Annotated in this window: 19 protein-coding genes; 12 read left to right on the top strand and 7 right to left on the bottom strand. The window is 67.6% G+C overall.

Features of this window, described 5'->3' with window-relative positions:
- Both BBX35_RS03780 and BBX35_RS03775 read left to right on the top strand, forming a co-directional pair.
- A complete protein-coding gene (locus BBX35_RS03780) occupies positions 1-1527 on the top strand; it encodes a tripartite tricarboxylate transporter permease (RefSeq protein ID WP_067216183.1) in 1527 nt (508 codons plus the stop codon).
- A 208-nt stretch (positions 1528-1735) separates the two neighbouring features.
- Positions 1736-2083, top strand: coding sequence for a hypothetical protein (locus BBX35_RS03775; protein WP_067216180.1), 348 nt, complete (start codon positions 1736-1738; stop codon positions 2081-2083).
- Between the two features lie 20 nt (positions 2084-2103).
- Here BBX35_RS03775 and BBX35_RS03770 read toward each other — a convergent pair whose 3' ends face one another.
- Positions 2104-2613 carry a hypothetical protein gene (locus BBX35_RS03770; RefSeq protein ID WP_067216178.1) on the bottom strand — a complete coding sequence of 170 codons (510 nt, stop codon included), beginning with the start codon at positions 2611-2613 and terminating at the stop codon, positions 2104-2106.
- Positions 2614-2800: 187 nt separating this feature from the next.
- Here BBX35_RS03770 and BBX35_RS03765 point away from each other — a divergent pair, with 187 nt between their 5' ends.
- Positions 2801-3400: a hypothetical protein gene (locus BBX35_RS03765; protein WP_067216176.1), complete on the top strand. Its 600-nt coding sequence runs from the start codon at positions 2801-2803 to the stop codon at positions 3398-3400.
- A gap of 30 nt (positions 3401-3430) precedes the next feature.
- Here BBX35_RS03765 and BBX35_RS03760 read toward each other — a convergent pair whose 3' ends face one another.
- Complete coding sequence (locus BBX35_RS03760) at positions 3431-4351, bottom strand: LysR substrate-binding domain-containing protein (RefSeq protein ID WP_067216174.1); 921 nt, start codon at positions 4349-4351, stop codon at positions 3431-3433.
- Positions 4352-4486: 135 nt separating this feature from the next.
- Here BBX35_RS03760 and BBX35_RS03755 point away from each other — a divergent pair, with 135 nt between their 5' ends.
- The 7 genes from BBX35_RS03755 (at position 4487) to BBX35_RS03725 (ending at position 10478) form a co-directional block, all read left to right on the top strand.
- Complete coding sequence (locus BBX35_RS03755; protein ID WP_067216172.1) at positions 4487-4957, top strand: TRAP transporter small permease; 471 nt, start codon at positions 4487-4489, stop codon at positions 4955-4957.
- Complete coding sequence (locus BBX35_RS03750) at positions 4954-6252, top strand: TRAP transporter large permease (protein WP_067216169.1); 1299 nt, start codon at positions 4954-4956, stop codon at positions 6250-6252. The genes BBX35_RS03755 and BBX35_RS03750 overlap by 4 nt, the downstream gene beginning before the upstream one ends.
- A gap of 56 nt (positions 6253-6308) precedes the next feature.
- Positions 6309-7298, top strand: coding sequence for a TRAP transporter substrate-binding protein DctP (dctP, locus tag BBX35_RS03745; protein WP_067216167.1), 990 nt, complete (start codon positions 6309-6311; stop codon positions 7296-7298).
- A gap of 68 nt (positions 7299-7366) precedes the next feature.
- The gene (locus BBX35_RS03740) at positions 7367-8467 is read left to right on the top strand and encodes an NAD(P)/FAD-dependent oxidoreductase (protein WP_067216164.1); all 1101 of its coding nucleotides are present in this window, start codon (positions 7367-7369) and stop codon (positions 8465-8467) included.
- The gene (locus tag BBX35_RS03735; protein ID WP_067216163.1) at positions 8442-8747 is read left to right on the top strand and encodes a (2Fe-2S)-binding protein; all 306 of its coding nucleotides are present in this window, start codon (positions 8442-8444) and stop codon (positions 8745-8747) included. The genes BBX35_RS03740 and BBX35_RS03735 overlap by 26 nt, the downstream gene beginning before the upstream one ends.
- Positions 8740-10140: an FAD/NAD(P)-dependent oxidoreductase gene (locus tag BBX35_RS03730; RefSeq protein WP_067216160.1), complete on the top strand. Its 1401-nt coding sequence runs from the start codon at positions 8740-8742 to the stop codon at positions 10138-10140. Before BBX35_RS03735 ends, BBX35_RS03730 begins: the two co-directional genes overlap by 8 nt.
- Complete coding sequence (locus BBX35_RS03725; protein ID WP_067216159.1) at positions 10137-10478, top strand: RidA family protein; 342 nt, start codon at positions 10137-10139, stop codon at positions 10476-10478. The genes BBX35_RS03730 and BBX35_RS03725 overlap by 4 nt, the downstream gene beginning before the upstream one ends.
- A gap of 61 nt (positions 10479-10539) precedes the next feature.
- Here BBX35_RS03725 and BBX35_RS03720 read toward each other — a convergent pair whose 3' ends face one another.
- From BBX35_RS03720 to BBX35_RS03705, 4 genes are all read right to left on the bottom strand, one after another.
- On the bottom strand, positions 10540-11418 hold the full coding sequence (locus BBX35_RS03720) for a universal stress protein (RefSeq protein ID WP_067216156.1): 879 nt from the start codon (positions 11416-11418) through the stop codon (positions 10540-10542).
- A gap of 104 nt (positions 11419-11522) precedes the next feature.
- Positions 11523-12839, bottom strand: coding sequence for a M20/M25/M40 family metallo-hydrolase (locus BBX35_RS03715; RefSeq protein ID WP_141687806.1), 1317 nt, complete (start codon positions 12837-12839; stop codon positions 11523-11525).
- Positions 12840-12871: 32 nt separating this feature from the next.
- Complete coding sequence (locus tag BBX35_RS03710) at positions 12872-13687, bottom strand: aspartate dehydrogenase domain-containing protein (RefSeq protein WP_067216151.1); 816 nt, start codon at positions 13685-13687, stop codon at positions 12872-12874.
- 139 nt (positions 13688-13826) lie between these two features.
- A complete protein-coding gene (locus BBX35_RS03705) occupies positions 13827-14702 on the bottom strand; it encodes an ABC transporter substrate-binding protein (protein WP_083206007.1) in 876 nt (291 codons plus the stop codon).
- A gap of 119 nt (positions 14703-14821) precedes the next feature.
- Between BBX35_RS03705 and BBX35_RS03700 the strand changes: the two genes are divergently transcribed.
- Complete coding sequence (locus tag BBX35_RS03700; protein ID WP_067216147.1) at positions 14822-15850, top strand: phosphotriesterase family protein; 1029 nt, start codon at positions 14822-14824, stop codon at positions 15848-15850.
- 8 nt (positions 15851-15858) lie between these two features.
- On the opposite strand, the gene BBX35_RS03695 is transcribed toward BBX35_RS03700, so the two are convergent.
- On the bottom strand, positions 15859-16536 hold the full coding sequence (locus BBX35_RS03695) for a GntR family transcriptional regulator (RefSeq protein ID WP_067218164.1): 678 nt from the start codon (positions 16534-16536) through the stop codon (positions 15859-15861).
- 121 nt (positions 16537-16657) lie between these two features.
- Between BBX35_RS03695 and BBX35_RS03690 the strand changes: the two genes are divergently transcribed.
- Positions 16658-17302, top strand: coding sequence for a GntR family transcriptional regulator (locus tag BBX35_RS03690; RefSeq protein ID WP_067216144.1), 645 nt, complete (start codon positions 16658-16660; stop codon positions 17300-17302).
- Positions 17303-17391 lie beyond the last annotated feature (89 nt).

Here is a 17391-nt window from a genome sequence, read left to right as displayed (position 1 = left end):
ATGTTTGGACAGCTTGCCGACGGTTTCCTCGCGCTCACCGACCCCGTAACCTTCCTGTATCTCGTCGGCGGTTTTCTGCTCGGCATCGTCTTCGGCGCCATTCCGGGCCTCACCGCCACGCTCGCCATCGCCCTGCTGCTGCCCTTCACCTTCGGGATGAAGGTCGCCGATGCGTTGGTGATGGTCGCGGGCATCTACATGGCCGGCATCTATGCGGGCTCGATCACCGGCATCACGCTGAACATCCCGGGCGCCCCATCCGGGGCGATCACCACGATCGAGGGCAACGCCCTGATGAAGCGCGGCGAGGGCGTCCAGGCGCTCGGCGTCAGCGCGCTGTCCTCCGCCATCGGCGGGCTGATCGGCACCGTGGTGCTGATCTCGCTGGCCCAGCCGGTCAGCAGTCTGGCGCTCCTGTTCCAGACCCCGGACAAGTTCTCGCTGGTGCTTCTGGCCATCGTCACGGTGACCATCGTCTCGCAAGGCTCGCTGCTGAAGGCGGCGGTCGCCATGGCCATCGGCCTGATGATCTCGACCGTCGGCATGGACCCGATGGCGCCGGTCGGCCGCTTCGACTTCGACAGCTATCACCTGATCGAGGGTGTCGGCCTGCTGCCGGCGGTGATCGGCCTCTTCGCCATCTGCGAGATGATCGCCCAGTCCGGCATTCCGGCGAAGCTGGTGCAGGGCGTTGCGGCGGGCCAGGTGGCGCGGCCGCGCCGCCGCGACTTCATCCCCCGCCGGGAGCAGCTGCGCCAGATCGGCATCTGGAACTCGGTGAAAAGCTCCGTCATCGGCGTGGTGATCGGCATGCTGCCGGGCGGCGGCGCGTCGATGGCCTCCTTCATCGCCTATGCCGATGCCAAGCGCGGGTCCAAACATCCCGAACAGTACGGCAAGGGTTCCTACGAGGGGCTTGCGGCCTCGGAGAGCGCCAACAACGCCATGTGCGGCGGCGCGGTCATCCCGCTGCTGACCATGGGCATTCCGGGCGATGCGGTAACCGCGATCATCTTCGGCGTGCTGCTGATCCACGGCCTGGTGCCGGGACCGGCGCTGCTGGGCGCGAACTTCCCGCTGATCGCGCCGATGTTCGCCGCGCTCTTCGTCGCCTCGATCTTCGTGTTCCTGTCGGTGCTGGCCTTCGGCCCGGTCTACCTGCGCCTGTCGCAGATCAACCGCGGCTTCCTCTATGCCTTCATCGGCCTGATCTCGATGGTCGGCGTCTACGCCTCGTCCTTCTCGATCTTCCAGATGTGGATGGCGCTGGCCATCGGCGTGCTCGCCTATTTCCTGCGCCGCTTCGGCTATCCGGTCGTTCCCGCGCTGATGGGTGTGATCCTCGGGCCTTATTTCGAGGAGTTCCTGCGCCGGTCGCTGATCGTCTCGGAGGGCGATCCGACGATCTTCCTGCGCAGCCCGGCGAGCGTCGTCCTGCTGGTGATGACGGCGGCCTTCGTCTGGTTCCTGCGGATCCGGCCGGCGCGCCTTGCCGCTGCCGCCGCCAAAAAGGGAGAGGGGGCCTAGCCGCCCGCTGTCCCGGCCGTGGCTCCCCCTGGCCATGGCTTCCCCCGGCCGTGATGGCCCCATGTGCCGGGGGACATTTTTCCGCTCCCATCCGCGATCGACATGCAGACTGCGCCCTGCGAGGCGCGGCGGAACAATTGCACAGGTCTTCGGTTCGTCCGTCAGACGGGCCGTGTGAGGCGCGCCCGCGAACGGGAGCCAGACAGCGATGACCGGGCAGTTCGACGATCACCAGACCGCCGCCAATGTGCGGGGCGACATCCAGAAGGGACGGACCGGCGACAAGGTGCCCGGCTTCGATCCCGCGGCAGCGCCGATGGAGACCGACGCCGAGGCTGCGGGGACGCAGCCGCCGCCGCCGAGCGGCGATGCCAGGCAAACGGCGGAGGCGGCAAGCACCGATACCACACCGCCTTACGCCTATGCCTCGTCCAACGCCTCGGCGATGCGCCCCTTCGACCGGCAGAAGCCGAAGTCGTCGGTTCGGATGGTCACGGTCGCGATGATCGCAGCGGCCGTGGTGGCACTGCTGGTGGTCGCCGCCATCATCTGGTGAGCCGGGCCGCTGGGGTCCGGTCAGTCCGACGATTTCACCGGATCGAAGGCGAGCGTGGAAACGAGCTTCTGCGGGGCGTCCATCTCGCGCGCGACCAGTCCGCCGGCGGCAAGGCCCGTGCCCATCGCCGCCAGTGCGGCTGCCACCGAGCGCGCCTGCAGCACTAGCTCCCAGCCCGGCCGCAGGCGTTTGGGCATGACGGCATAGTCGACCACCGCAGCCAGCAACGTCGTTCCGAATGCGCGCGCGATCAGGCTGCGGCGCGGGGTGCTCGCCGGGCGCGGGGCGGCCAGCGCGAAGATTGCGCCCCAGAAGAAGGCGGAGCCGACATTGATGCCAAGGCCAGCCCCGGTATGGGCAAGGTCGATCTCGTCCCGCGTCGCCTCCTTCGGACCCCAAAGCACATGGCTCGTCGCGTTGACGGGCCGGGCAGCGCCCTTGCCCTCGATCCGCGACAGCACGGTGATCGCGGTCATGGCGGCAAGCGCCGCTCCGGTGCCGGAAAATAGCGCCGTTCTCAGATAGGCCATTCGTCTCTCCTCAGGATCGCTCGCCGCCGCTGCTGTCGCGGGCCGGCACGACACCAACGCGCCAGCGCCGCGATTGATCCCTGACATGCGCTGCGCGTGGCCGGTTTGTTTCGCGGGATCGTGGATCAAAGCCTGGGAAAGGTCGTTAGAGGCCGGACGATGCGACACCGACCGGAAGGTATGAGCGATGTGGTCCTGGCTCAGCGAAAACCACGGCGCGGTCAGCGCCCTTGCCAGTTGCATGATGCTGGTGGTCTGGCTGCTCTATTTCCAGCTGCTCTATCTGGGGTTTCGCAACACCCAGCGCGCCAGCATCCTCATCTCCATCGCGGGCGGCCCGCAACTGGCGGCGGAGTGCATTCTCGCCAATCTCAGCCGCGAACCGGTCTATGTGGAGGCGGTGGCGATCTCGGTCGTCGGGGAGGACGGGACGAACGTGCGTTCGCTGAGCGACCTGCAGATGGATGCGACGCGCTCGGATGTTCGCAGCGGCGCCATGCAGGGGCCGCTGGGGAGCAGCGAGATGATCCTGCTCGGCACCTTCCGCGATCTGCTCCTGCGCGCCGAATGCGAGCAGAGCGGCGACATCCGTTTCACGCTGACCGCGATTGCGACCTATTCGGGCGGCGACCGTCTTGTCGGGGCAGAGCGCGAGTTTCTGCTGCGCGGCGACCGCCTGAGATCCACCTCGCTGGAGGCGCGGCAGCTGCGGTCGTGGCGCGACCGCAAGCGCCTGCGGCAGCTGCTGCGCCGTTCCGCGGTGATCGACCGGGCCAGCGCCCATTGACGCTGCCGTGCCCGGCGTGTCCCGGCTGGGCTACCAGTCCCGCCTTGCGGCGAGCTCGGCCAGGTGGCCGGCCAGATCCGCGGCGAAGTCCTGCACCAGCATGGAGAGCGGACGGTTGGCCGGCGTCATCAGCGACAGGTCGAGATGCAGTTCCGGCTCGAACGGGCGGAAGGCGATGCGGCTCGACTTTCCGAACGTTTCCTCGTGGCTGATCGCGGTGAAGCTGTCGCAGATGGTGCAGCACAGGCCTTCGGAGACGAGTTGCAGCGCCGGCAGGAAGGTGCGCAGCTCGAAGCGGCGGTTGAGCCTTGCGCCCGCATCGCGAAAGGCGCGGCGGGTCTGCACCGCGGTGATGTGCTCGTCGTACAGCATGGCGAGCGGCCGGCCGTCGAGGTCGGCCGGAGTAATCACGGTGCGGCCTGTGAGCGGATCGTCCGCCGGCATTGCGCAAAGGCCGGGAAAGGCGAAGTCCTGCGCGCGGATCGTGCGGCGCGGTTCGGACGTCTCGGCAAGGCCGATATCGTATTGCTGCGAGGCGATCCAGTCGGTGATGACCACCGAGGATTGCATCATCAGCGAGACCTCGACCTGCGGCCGGTCGCGCAGGAAGCCGGCCACCACCTTGGGCATGAAGAAGCCGGAGGCCGCCGGATTGCAGGCGATCCGGACCTTGCCTTTCTCCAGATTGCCGATTTCCTGCAGCGTGCGCGCGGAGTGCGACAGCCGCTCCAGCACGAATTCCGCTTCCTCCAGAAAGTAGTGGGCTTCCGGGCGCGGGACCAGGCGCCCGCGCTCGCGCTCGAACAGGGGGAAGCCGATTTCCCGCTCCAGTCCGGAGATCATCGCGCTTACCGCCGGCTGGGTCCGGCCGAGCGAGCGACCCGCCTCGGACACCGAGCCCGTGCGCATCACCTCCACGAATGTCTGCAACTGTCGGAACGACAGGTTCATGCCCAACCCATAGATCAACTTTATCGATATAGCAGTAATTCTAATTTGATTTTATGCCATAGCAAATCCGACAATGGCAACTGCAATGGAGGTTGCTGTGGGGTTCGCGAGAGCCCCATGAGAGGGAGGGATGTTTTGGACCGGTTCGCAAAATACCTGCTGACCACGCTGATATGCATCGTGGCGCTCGGTCAGTTTGCTCAGGCGCTCACGCGTTACGTCTTCCAGGTTCCGGTGATGGGGCTCGAGGAGACGATGATGTATCCGACGCTCTGGCTCTACATTCTCGGCGCGGTCAACGCCTCGCGGGAGAACAGCCATATCCGGGCCAACGTTCTCGAGATCTTTCTCAAGACGAAGCGCCAGCACGCGATCCTTGCCATCATCGGCGAAATCCTCAGCCTGATCATCGGCTGCTGGCTGCTTTACTGGGCCTGGGACTTCACCCGCTACGCCTGGCGCGTGTGGAAGGAGAGCCCGACCCTCTACATCCCCACCTTCTATTCGGACGTCGCGCTGGTCATCGGCCTGGCGCTGATGATGCTCTACACGGTGATCCACATGGTCGGCCATGTCCGCGCCCTGGCAGGGGAGGCGGCACGATGATCGAGATCGCCCTGATCGCCATTGCGGCTCTCGTCGTCACGCTGTCCTTCGGCGTTCCGCTGCCCTGGTGCTTCGGCGCCGCGCTGATGGTGATGTACTATCTCGGCGACGTCACCATGAAGGGCATGGTGCTGTGGGGCTTCCAGCAGCTGGGAAATCCGGTGCTGCTCGCCATTCCGCTCTTCGTGCTTGCCGGCGCGGTGATGTCGGAAAGCGGTATCGCCGCCTCGTTGCTGCGCTTCGTCAACGCCTTCGTCGGCCATGTGCGCGGCGGCCTCGGCATCGTCGCGGCGGTGAGCTGCGCCGTGATCGGCGCGATCTCCGGCTCAGGCCTCACCGGCATCTCGGCCATCGGCCCGCTCCTGATCCCGGAGATGGAAAAGCGCGGCTACCCGCGCGAATACGCAACGGCGCTGATCGCCAATTCCTCGATCCTCGGCCTGTTGATCCCGCCATCCCTCAGCATGATCCTGTTCGGCTGGGTGACCGAGACCTCGATCCTCGCCTGCTTTCTGGCGACGCTCGGGCCTGGCCTTCTGATCATGTTCAACTTCTCGGTCGTGAACCTGTGGATGTCGCGCAAGTTCAACCTGGTGCTGGACGAGAAGCCGGCGCTCGGGGAGCTTGCCGGCGAGGTGGCGCGGCGCGGCGTTCATGCCTTCCCGGCGATGCTGATGCCGGTGATCATTCTCGGCGGCATCTATGGCGGCATCGTCACGCCGACGGAGGCGGCGGCGCTGGCGGTGATCTACGCCGTGCCGGTCGGCTTCCTCGTCTACAAGGGCCTGAAGCTGGAGAACTTCCTGTTCGCCGGCAAGGAAGCGGCCACCGCCGTCGGCGCGATCATGCTGATGATCCTGTTCTCGATGATCGTCGGCCAGATGTTCGTCTACGAGGGCATTCCGCAGCAGCTCGTCCAGGCGATCTTCGGCATCACCGAGAACAAGATCCTGCTGCTGATCATGATCAACCTGCTGCTCTTCCTGATCGGCATGGTGGTCAACGACACGACGGCGATCCTGCTCGTCGCGCCGCTGCTGATGCCGTTGATGCAGGCGATGGACGTCTCGCCGGTGCAGTTCGCCGCGATCATGGGCGTGAACACGGCCATGGGCGGTGTCACGCCGCCCTATGCCTCGATCCTCTATCTCGGTGCGCGCATCGGCAAGGTGAAGGTCACCAAGGTGATCCCGCCGGCGATGATGCTGATCGTCACCGGATACCTGCCGGTCGTCTTCCTCGTGTCGTTCTGGCCGGACCTGTCGCTCTACCTGCCGAGGCTCTTCGGCTACTGACCCCCGACAACAACAAGAAAACTCCAGACCCTTTAGAAACCCAAAGAGGAGGTACCATGAAACACGTCCTGCATATCACCGCCGCCGCCGTATTGCTGGCCACCGCCGGCCTTGCCCAGGCCGCCGACCTGAAGCTGAGCCATGTCCGCCCACAGGGCACGACCATCGACACCGAGCTGAAGGTCTTTGCCGACGCGATCCGCGAGGCGAGCGCCGGCGAGGTCAACATCCAGATCTTCGCCGCCTCGGCACTCGGCGACTACACCACCGTGCAGGAGCGGGTGTCGGTCGGGGCCATCGACATGTCGGTCCAGCCGGCGGCGACCGCGGCCGACCGCCGGATGCAGATCGCTTCCCTGCCGTTCCTCGCCTCCAACTGGGAGGAAGCGCGCAAGGTCTACGGACGGGGCGGGGCGATGTACGCCACCATGGCCGAACTCTTCGCCGAGCAGGAGATCACCATGCTCGCGGCCTATCCGGTCTATTTCGGCGGCATCGCGCTCAACCGCGACGCGGTCACCCCCGGCACGACCGAGCCCAAGGGCATCAAGGTGCGCGTTCCGGGCATCAAGAGCTTCCAGCTCACCGGCGAGGCGCTCGGTTACATTCCCTCGCCGATCCCGTTCTCGGAAGCTTTCACGGCGATCCAGACCGGCGTGGTCGACGGGGTGATCGGGTCGGGCGCGGAGGGCTACTACTCTTCGTTCCGCGATGTGACCAAGACCTACATCCCTGCCAATACCCATTTCGAGGTCTGGTTCATGATCATCTCGACCGAGGTGTTCGAGGGCCTGAACCCCGACGTCCAGGCGGCCATGCAGCGTGTCGCGACCGAGTTCGAGACCCTGCGTTGGACCGTTGCCGAGCAGGACCAGGCGAAGAACGAGAAGCGGCTGGCCGACGAGCTCGGCACCACGGTCGTCACGCTCTCCGACGAGCAGTTGTCGGCGATGGCCGAGACGGTGCGCGAGGCGGTGTGGCCCGAGGTGCTGAAGGACATCGGCGAGGACTGGGCGCGTTCCGTTCTCGACAGCGCCCGCAACTGACCCTGCCTCTTGCCTGCCGGGCGGCGCCGCGCTGCCCGGCATTCTTTTCAACCTGATCGGACATCGTCATGGATTCTGACTACGCCATCATCGGTGGGGGCGTCGTGGGCCTTTCCGTTGCCTGGGGCCTGCTGGGGCGCGGGCGCTCGGTCACCGTGATCGACGGCGACGACGGCAGCTTTCGCGCCAGCCGCGGCAATTTCGGCCTCGTCTGGGTGCAGTCGAAGGGCATGAACCAGCCGCGCTATGCCAGCTGGTCGCAGGGCTCGGCCGCCGCCTGGCGTGGCTTTGCCGACGAGCTGCGCGAGGGCACGGGCGAAGATCCCGCGCTTCAGCAGAATGGCGGTTACGACTTTCATTTCTCCGAGGAGACGCTGGCCGAGACCGTCGCGCGCTACGAGGTGCTGAAGGCGAAGCTCGGCGGCAATTATCCTTACGAGGTGCTTGGCCACAACGAGCTGCGGATGGAGGAGCCGGCAATCGGGCCGAAGGTCGTCGGCGCGATCCTGCATCAACAGGACGGCCACGCCAACCCGCTCAAGCTGCTTCGCGCGCTGGCCGCCGATGTCCGGCGCCGGGGCGGGCGGGTGCTCAACGGCAAGACCGTCCGGTCCGTCACCCGCAACGACGTGTTCCGCATCGAATGCACCGACGGCACCATCGTGGAGGCGGCGCGCACGGTGCTTTCCGCCGGCCTCGGCTCGGCGGTGCTGGGGCCGAAGATGGGCTTTCGCGCGCCGATCCGCCCGCAGCGCGGCCAGGTGCTGATCACCGAGAAACTGCCGAAGGTCTTCAAGCGCCCGTCGTTGATCACCCGTCAGGTCGACGAGGGCGGCGTTCAGATCGGCGCGACCAACGAAGAGGTCGGCCACAACGACACCGTGACGGTGGAGGGCATGGCGGGCCTCGCCGCGCAGGCCATCGCCGCCTATCCGATGTTGGCCAAGGCCCAGCTCGTGCGCTCCTGGGGTGCGCTGCGGGTGCTGTCGCCCGACGGGCTGCCGATCTACCAGCAAAGCCGGGAGATGCCCGGCGCCTATCTCGTGACCTGTCACAGCGGGGTGACGCTTGCCGCCGCCCATGCGCGCTTCCTGCCCGACTGGCTGGAAGGCACGGCGCAGGCCCCCGACCTGGAGGTGTTCAGTGAAGACCGCTTCGACCTTTCGTGATCTCGACCCGGAGGGCCCGCGTGTGCGCGTCCGCTTTTCCGGCCGCGATCTGATGCTGCGCGAGGGCGGCAATCTGGCGGCCGAGCTGCTGGCCGCCGGCGTCACCCCGTTTCGCCGCACGCCCGTTTCCGGCGCGCCGCGCGCCCCGTTCTGCATGATGGGCGCCTGCTTCGACTGCCTGGTGGAGATCGACGGCGTCACCCGCCAGGCCTGCCTGTGCGAGGTCGGCGCCGGCATGGAGATCGCGATGCCGGCCGCGGGGAGGGACGGCGATGCGTGAGGCCGATCTCGTCATCCTCGGCGCCGGGCCTGCGGGCATGGCCGCGGCGCGGACGGCGGCGGAGGCCGGCCTTTCGGTCGTGCTGCTCGACGAACAGCCGCGCGCCGGCGGCCAGATCTACCGCGATGTGGAGCGGGCCGGAGAACGCCGCGCCGAGATCCTCGGCGCCGACTATCTCAAGGGCGCGGAGCTTGTCAGCGATCTGCCGCACCCGAACATCCGCCATCTGGCCGGCGCCAACGCCTGGCAGGTGGAGGAGGGGCGCCGCGTTGCCTTCACGCTCGACGGCGAGGCCGAGCTGATCGAGGGGCGCCGGCTGCTGATCGCGACTGGCGCGCTGGAGCGGCCGATGCCGATCCCGGGCTGGACACTCCCTGGTGTCATGACTGCCGGCGCCGCGCAGATCCTGCTCAAGCAGTCGGGCATCGTCTGTGAGGGGGCGGTGCTCGCTGGGTCCGGTCCGCTGCTGTATCTGGTGGCGGCGCAGATGTGCCGGGCCGGCACGCCGCCGCTCGCCCTGGTCGAGACGCAGACCTTTTCCGACCGGCTGGCCGCGCTGCGCCACGTCGGCGGTGCACTGCGCGGCTGGCAGGCGCTTGCCAAGGGGCTCGGCCTGCTCGCCGAGCTGCGCCGGGCCGGCGTGCGCCGTTACACCAGTGCCAGCGAGCTTGCCGTCGAAGGGGGCTCGCAGGCACAGGCGCTCAGCTTTGCCGCCGGCGGACGCACCCATCGCATCGACTGCTCGACCGTGCTGCTGCATCACGGCGTCGTGCCCAACACCCAGGCTGCCCGCTCCATCGGCGTGCCGCACCGCTGGGACGAGGCTCAGCGGGCTTTCCTGCCCGAGCGCGACCCCTGGGGCCGTGCGGCGGGACTGGAGACCGTCTTCATCGCGGGCGATGGCAGCGGCATCGGCGGAGCCGGGGCGGCGGCGCTTGCCGGCCGGCTGGCCGCGCTGGCCATTGCCTGCGACCTCGGCCGGTTGAGCGCTGGCGAGCGGGATCGCGCCGCGCGGCCCTTGCAGGCGGCGCTTGCACGCGAGCTGGCGGTGCGTCCGTTCCTCGATCGGGCCTATCCGCCCTTTGCCGGTGCACTGCTTCCGGGGGATGACACGCTCGTCTGCCGCTGCGAGGAGGTGACGGCGGGCGACATCAGGCGCTATGCCTCCATCGGCTGTCTCGGCCCCAACCAGACCAAGGCCTTCGGCCGGGTCGGCATGGGACCGTGCCAGGGGCGCTATTGCGGGTTGACCGTGACGGAGCTGCTGGCCGACGCAAACGGCCGCAGCCAGGACGAGACCGGCTATTACCGCATCCGGCCGCCGTTGAAGCCGGTGACATTGGGCGAACTGGCGGCACTGGCCGCCTCGCAAAGCAAGGAGACTGTGGAATGATCGAACGCATCGATGTGGCGACGCGCATGAGCAAGATCGTCAAGCATAACGGCGTCGTCTATCTGTGCGGCCAGGTCGGCGAGGGCGAGACCGTCGCGGACCAGACCCGCGAGTGCCTTGCCCGGGTCGAGGCGCTGCTCGATCGCGCCGGCTCCTCGCGCGAGAAGATGCTGCAGGCCATCGTCTGGCTGGCGGACATGAACGACTTCGCCGAGATGAACTCGGTCTGGGATGCCTGGGTGCCGGCCGGCTGCGCGCCCGCCCGTGCCTGCGGCGAGGCCAAGCTCGCCCGCGCCGACCTCAAGGTCGAGATCATCGTCACCGCTGCCTGCGACTGACGGGTTCTGCGGCGGCGGGGCATTTCCGTCGCCGCAGCCTCTCCATCCTGCCTGTCCAGCGTCAATCGACGTCCTGCCCGACCGGACCCGGCGGGATTGCCAGCACGTCCATCGTGGCATTGCGCAGGACTTCCTCCGCCACGCTTCCCAGGATGAATTTCGCCAGGCTGCCGCGCCCGCGCGTGCCGACGACGACCAGTCCGGCCGCTTCCTTGCGTGCCTCGCTCAGGATCTCCTCCGCCGCTCCCGTCGCATCATGGCGTACCACATACTCCGTCGGCGTGATGCCGAGGTCGCCGAAGAACGCCGTGAGCCTTCCCCTGGCCTCGGCTCGTTCGCGTTCCAGGCAGCTGCGCTCCCCCTCGCTCCGGTCCGGCAAACCGTCCATGGCAATGTCGAGCTCGGGGACATCGAAGACGGCGAGCGCCGCAAGTCTTGCGTGTCCGCCGAGACCGAGGGATCGGTAGATCTCCAGTGCCTTGCGCGACGCGTCGGACAGGTCGGTGGCAAGGAGGATGCCGCGATAGGGGCCGACCGGGGGCGCGTTGGCCATCAGCACCGGGCAGGCGACGGACCTGATCGCACGTTCGGCCGTGGTGCCGACGAAGGCATCGCGCAGCACCTGCCGGCGATGCGGGCCGAGGACCAACAGATCCGGCGCGTCCTCCTCGCTGGCCTGCACGATGCCGGAAAAAGGCGAGGCCAGGACCACGCGCGTCTCGCAGGCTACCGAATCCAGCCGGAGCAGCGTCTCGGACTGTTCGGCAAGCAGCCGCAGCGCGGCCTCGCGTTCGGCCTCGACGATCCGCATCGCCCGGTCGTCGTCGACCACGTGGACCAGCAACAGCTGTGCGTCCGTCTGCCTTGCCAGCAAGGTGGCGCGCCTGAGGGCCCGGTCGGACCGCTCGGAAAAGTCGGTGGCCACCATGATCGTCTTCATCGCGTCTGCTCCGCCGTGCTCATGCCGGAAATGGCATGAGTTCAGGAGAACACGGGAAAGACCTGCGGTCGTTGATGACGATCAGATGCGGGGGCGCAAAATTGCTATCCCTCGATCCGCGAGAGGCCGCACCACTGCGCGATGATGCCGGCAACCGCGCCAACGAAGCGCACGTGATCCTCAGTGTCGACCCATTCGTCGACGCCGTCGTTCTGGCTGAGATCGCCGCAGAGCGGGCCGATGCCGATGGTCGGGATGCCCTTCTGGATCATCGGGTTGCGGATGTCGCTGCCCGTGTGCATCGGGTTCACATGCGCTTCCAGCCCGCAGACGCCGCGGATCGCCTCATGGGCGGCGCGCAGCAGCGGATGGTCGCCCGGCACTTCCGCGCCCGTCGTACCGCTGTCCCAGACGATGCGCGGCGGGTTTTCCGAAAGCCATGGATCGCTTGCGGCAGCCTCGGCCACCGCCGCCTCGATCTGTGCGCAGACGTCGGAAAGCTTCTCCGGCGGCGGGAAGGCGAGCGCCGCGCCGAGCGTGCAGCTGGTCGCAAGACGGGCGAGCCGCTTCGGATCGCCGGCCGAGATATGGGACATCATGATGTTGGTCGAGCGGCCGACCTCGCCATGCAGCGCGGGGTGGTGCACCGCTTCGCCGCGCCGGGCGTCGAGCCGCTTCAAGGCGTCCCAGATGACGAAGGCCTTGTCGATGGCGTTGACGCCCAGATGCCCGAAGGCGGTCTGCAGCGGCTCGGTGGTCGGCGGCTGCCGTCCCTCGACGATCACCCGGAACTCGACCTGACCGGAGGCCAGCGCCTTGATCTCCCGCAGCCCGACGCCGGACTCGGCCGGGTGCAGGTAGAGCGCCGCGTCCGCCGTCATTCCCTCCTGCATCAGCCGCGACACGCCGCGGGCATGGCGCTTGCTCGGCGTGCTGGCGATGAGCACGTCGCCCTCGGGGCGCAGGCCGAGCGAGGCGAGCAACTCCAGCGCCTGCAATCCGGCGGCAACGCCGGAGAGATCGTCGGCAACGCCCCAGCCGTAGAGCCGGCCGTCCTCGACCTCGCCGGCGAACGGGTCGTGCCGCCAGCGGTCGGTGCCCGTGACCGGCTCGCCGTCGGGGTGGGCGAAGAGGATCAGGCTGCGCCCGTTTCCGGCACCCTTGCAGCGCGCGATGACGCTGGTGCGCGCCTGCGGATCGATGGCGGCCTCGCCGGCGAACTCCTCGATCATGCGCACATCCGCGGGATTGTAGGAGCTGGCCTCGACGGTGCAGCCGAGCGTCTCGGCGGTCTCGGCGAACAGGCTCTGCACCGCCGCTTCGCCATCCTTGCCGGCGCGCACATAGGTCCGCAGCCCGTCGAGAATGCGTGCGTGCTCGCGCGCCGAGGCTTCGGCGATGTCCTGCAGGATCGATGTCACGGTGGTCTCCCTGTGGGTCTTTTTGTCCGCGATCACGTCGCGATGGCCGCCGAGCGGCGCTGCAAGAGGCGCATGACGCTGAATGTCGTGTAGTCGAGCGGGTCGTGATGGACGGGGGCATCGCGCCCGTCGACGCGAAGATGCACGGGGCCGGAGGCGGAGTGGGCCTCTACCTCGAACCAGGCCTGGGTGACCGTCGGGTCCGCGACCAGCGTCACCTCGGTTTCGTCGAGGCCGAGGCCGGCCAGCGCGACGCCGATGGTGACATTGAGGTGGCCGGGAAAATGCGCGGCGATCTCGCGGGCGCTCGCTTCCAGGAACACCGTCGGCTCGTGGAGCCCCTTGAGATTGATGAAGCGGTCGGCGCCCATCGTCTGCCAGCGCTCCAGCGGATAGCCGATGCGCATGGCGACGCGGGCAAGGCCGTTTTCGCGGGCGGCGGTCAGGAAGCCGATGGAGCCGAGCGCCCCCGCCGGCACCTCGATGCGTCCCGGGCCACTGGCGGCGGCTTGCTTCAGAAGGGTTTCCGCATCGCGGTCGGCGAAGGCGCCGAGCGACAGCGGCAGGATATCGCAGCCGTTGGCAAGCAGTGCGGGGGCCGCCTCGAGCAGCGTTGCAGCCGAGGCGCATTCCACCGCAACGGTGGGGCTGGCTTTCAGGAAACTGTCGAGATCGGTGCAGATCGCGGCGTCGGGGGCGAGGGTGGCTGCGTCCGCCACCTGGCGCTCGCGCACCAGAAGTGCGGCAAGCTGCGGCCCGTCGTCCGCATCGCGGAAGCGGGCGGCAAGTCGTCTGCCGATGGGGCCGAAGCCGATGACCCCGAGCCTGTCCCGGGGGCGGGTGCTCATGGCGATATCCAGATGACAAGATGTGAGTGCGGCGGCGGCGATGGGGCGCCGTCCGCCGCAGGACCTGCCTGGTGCAGGGGCACCTGGCAGGTCCGGGAGAGCAGGGCCGGGCGGCTGGGCCCGGCCGTCAGACCTGATCTCAGGCCGGTCCGGGGCCGCTGATCGCGAACTTCTCTTCCTCGATGGTCAGCACGCCGTAGCGGGTGAACAGCTCGTCGTAGAAGCCGCTGGCGCGCAGGTCGTTCAGCACGCCGACGACCGCTTCCGCCAGCGTCTTGTCGGCGAAGGCGAAGGTCGCGGTCTGCGGGAACAGGCCGGCGATGGCGCGGGTGAAGTCGTCGCGGTCCTCGAGGAACTTCGCGGTCGCGTCGATCGAGGTCGCGGCGTCGACCTGTCCGGCGCGCAGGGCCTGGAAGGCTTCCGAGAAGTTGTTGAACACGCGGACGGTGATGCCCTCGAGGCCGGCATTCTTCAGCATCGTGTCGACTTCGCGGGTGCGGCGCTCCTCGATGCCGCCGAGCTCGACGCCGACGGACAGGCCGGCCAGCTCTTCCCACTTGGTGATGTTCTTCGGGTTGCCCTTGGGCACCAGGAAGCTCACGGCGGCGCGCTCGTAGGGCACCATGTACATCAGCTTCGAGCGCTCTTCTGTCCAGAAGATGCCGGTGTTGATCATGTCCCAGCGGCCGGCGGCCAGGCCCGGCACCATCGCCGCGAACTCGACCTTGATGTATTCCGGCGTCAGGCCGAGCTTGGAGGCGATTTCCTTGCCGAGCTCGATGCGCATGCCCTGCACTTCGCCCTTGTCGTCGACGAACTGGAGCGGGGGCAGCGTCGGGTTGGTGCTCATCACCAGCGTGCCCGGCTTGATGATGTGCGGCGGGGCGAGGGCCGGCTGCGCAAAGGCCGCGCGGCCGCCAAGGGCAAGGCCGGCGCCAGTGGCCGCGGCGCCCAGAAGCACGCTGCGACGCGAAATTCCGGCGCTCAGGATGTGATCGAATCCATTGTTTTTCATGAGGTTATCTTCCGCTCTGGTTGGTTTGATGAGGCCTGTTTTTATATTGTATTAGGACGGTATACCATTTATATGCGGACTGCAAGCGGTCAAAATCAAGCGAAATCGGGGAGGTCTGCATGGCGCGTGCGGGGACGGTTCAGACGGTGTGCGGACCGGTCGCGCCGGAGGCGCTCGGCTACACGTTGATGCACGAGCACCTGCTGTGCGACCTGACCCTGCCGGCGCGGCGAAACGCCGGCCTGCCGGAAGTGGAGATCACGCTGGAAAACGTCTTCGACGTCACCTACCGGCCGAACGACTATCACGGCAATCACCGGCTCCAGGACCTTGCCGTCGCGACCTCCGAGACTCGCCGGTTCGCGCAGGCGGGCGGCGGCACCATCGTCGAGATGACCACCGGCGGGCTTTGCCCGGATCCGGAAGGGCTTGCGGCGATCTCGGCCGAGACCGGCGTGCATGTGGTGCTCGGCGCCGGCTTCTACACCGAGGGCTATCAGGACGAGGCGACGCTGGCGCTGCCTCTGGAGGCGCTGGCCGATATCGTCACGGCGCAGGTTCAGGAGGGCGCCTGGGGCACGGATATCCGCTGCGGCATCATCGGCGAGATCGGCTGCTCCTGGCCGCTGATGCCGTTCGAGCGGCGCTCGCTTGCCGCCGGCGCCATCGCCCAGCAGCGCACCGGCGCGGCGATCACCGTCCATCCCGGCCGCCATCCCGACGCTCCGCACGAAATCCTCGACGTACTTCAGGCCGCAGGGGCCGACCTTTCCCGCGTCATCATCGACCACATGGACCGCACCTATGACAGCGTGGACGCTGTCGTCGCGCTGGCGCGGCGCGGCTGCGTCGTCGAATACGACTTCTTCGGCATCGAGCAGTCGCAATACTGGATGGCGGTCGCCGACCTGCCGACCGACTACATGCGCATCCATGCGGTGCGACGGCTGTTCGAGGTGGGGCTGGGCGGCAATGTCGTCCTGTCGCACGACATCTGCACCCGTTCGCGCCTGCAGTGCCATGGCGGCCACGGCTATGCGCACATGCTGCGCAACGTCATTCCCCTGATGCGCGACCGGGGCTTTGCGCAATCCGAGATCGACCTGCTGCTGAAGGAGACGCCGGCGCGGTTGCTGACGCTGGTGTGAGGGCCCGCTCAATCCGCCATGTTGAGGTGCTTGCGGGCGAAGTCGATCAGGCTGACGATGTGGTTGGCCACCGTCCGGCGCACGTCGTCGGCATCCTGCCGCTGCAGCGCGTCGATGATCATCAGGTGCTCGGTCGAATCCGGCGTCAGGCGGTCCTTCAGCCGGCCGATCTCGAACAGCCTTGTCGTGGCGCGCAGGTTGCGCAGCACCTGCGCCATCACGTCGTTGCCGCAATGGTCGATGATCAGCCCGTGCAGGTGGTCGTCGGAGAACCAGTGCGCATCCGTGTGGTAGCTGGTCGTACCCATCAGGTCGTCGATCTCGCGGCGCACCTCGATCAGCTTGCGGCTGGGGATGCTTCCCATCGCCTGCACCGCCGCCTCCGGCTCTATCAGCAGGCGCAGCTTGAGGCTCTGGATGTACTCGCCGATATCGACATGGCGCACCACGTAGTTGCGCCCGTCGCCCTTGTGGACGAGGCCTTCGCCCTCCAGCCGCTGCAGGGCTTCGCGCAAGGGCGTGCGCGAGACGCCCAGCGTTTCGGCGAGCCGCGCCTCGACGATGACATGGCCGCCACCGAGCTTGCGGTGGCGAATCATGTCCGACACGGCGGTGTAGGCCAGCGCCGCGAGACTGTGGCTTCCGCGGGCGGACGCGCCGCCGCCGTTTTCCTCGGTAACGCTCACTTGGCTTGCCCCTCCCAAGGCGTGGTATTGCGCGGGCTCGACCTCATGCGAAATGCTTTCCTTGCCAAGAGGCATGCGTCATAGCAGTCATGATCGTCAAACAGTGAAGTGGAGACGGCAGATGGCCGACCAGGAATCCGGCACGGAGACAAGTCTCGCGGACGAGACCTATCGGGCCCTGCTGGAAGAGATCCTGTCGGCGCAGCTTGCCGGGGGCGTGGTCATTCAGGAGCGGCGCCTTGCCGCCCGCCTCGGCGTCTCGCGCTCGCCGATGCGCGATGCGCTCGGCCGGCTCGAAGGGCAGGGGCTTCTGGTGCGCAACGGCAAGAGCATGCTCACCGTGCGCGTCATCACCCTGAAGGATTATCTCAACAGCCTGACCATGCGCCTGCTTGTCGAGCCGACGGCGGCCGCGCTCGCCTGTCCGGAGATGACTGAGAGCAAGCTCGCGGAGCTTGCCGCCATGCTGCGCTCCATCGAGGACGACCCCGATCCCGACCCGGCGATGATCTGGCGCTTCGACGATGCGCTGCACCAGGGGCTGGGCGAGGCGAGCGGCAATCCGTTCATGGCCGAGACCATCGTCCAGATGCGCCGCTACACGACGATCTTCGAACGGCAGCGGCGGCTGGCGCAGCGCAAGCCCGGTCTCGAGGACCACCGCGAGATTCTTGCAGCGCTTGCCGCACGCGATGCCGAGGCCGCGCGCCAGAGCATGACCCGCCACCTGGAAAAGGTGCGCCAACGGGTTCTTTCCACCTACTGAGATCGCCGCCGGGCGGGACGAGACGGGCGTCATCTGTGTCTTTCGAAGCGGCCGGAGCACGGCCTTGCGAGGGAGGCGTGCCCAGGTCC

Origin of the sequence: Stappia indica (assembly GCF_001696535.1) — a bacterium.
GTDB lineage: Bacteria > Pseudomonadota > Alphaproteobacteria > Rhizobiales > Stappiaceae > Stappia > Stappia indica.
The sequence above is the reverse complement of the archived record's forward strand: the minus strand, read 5'-3'. Positions and strand labels throughout refer to the sequence as shown.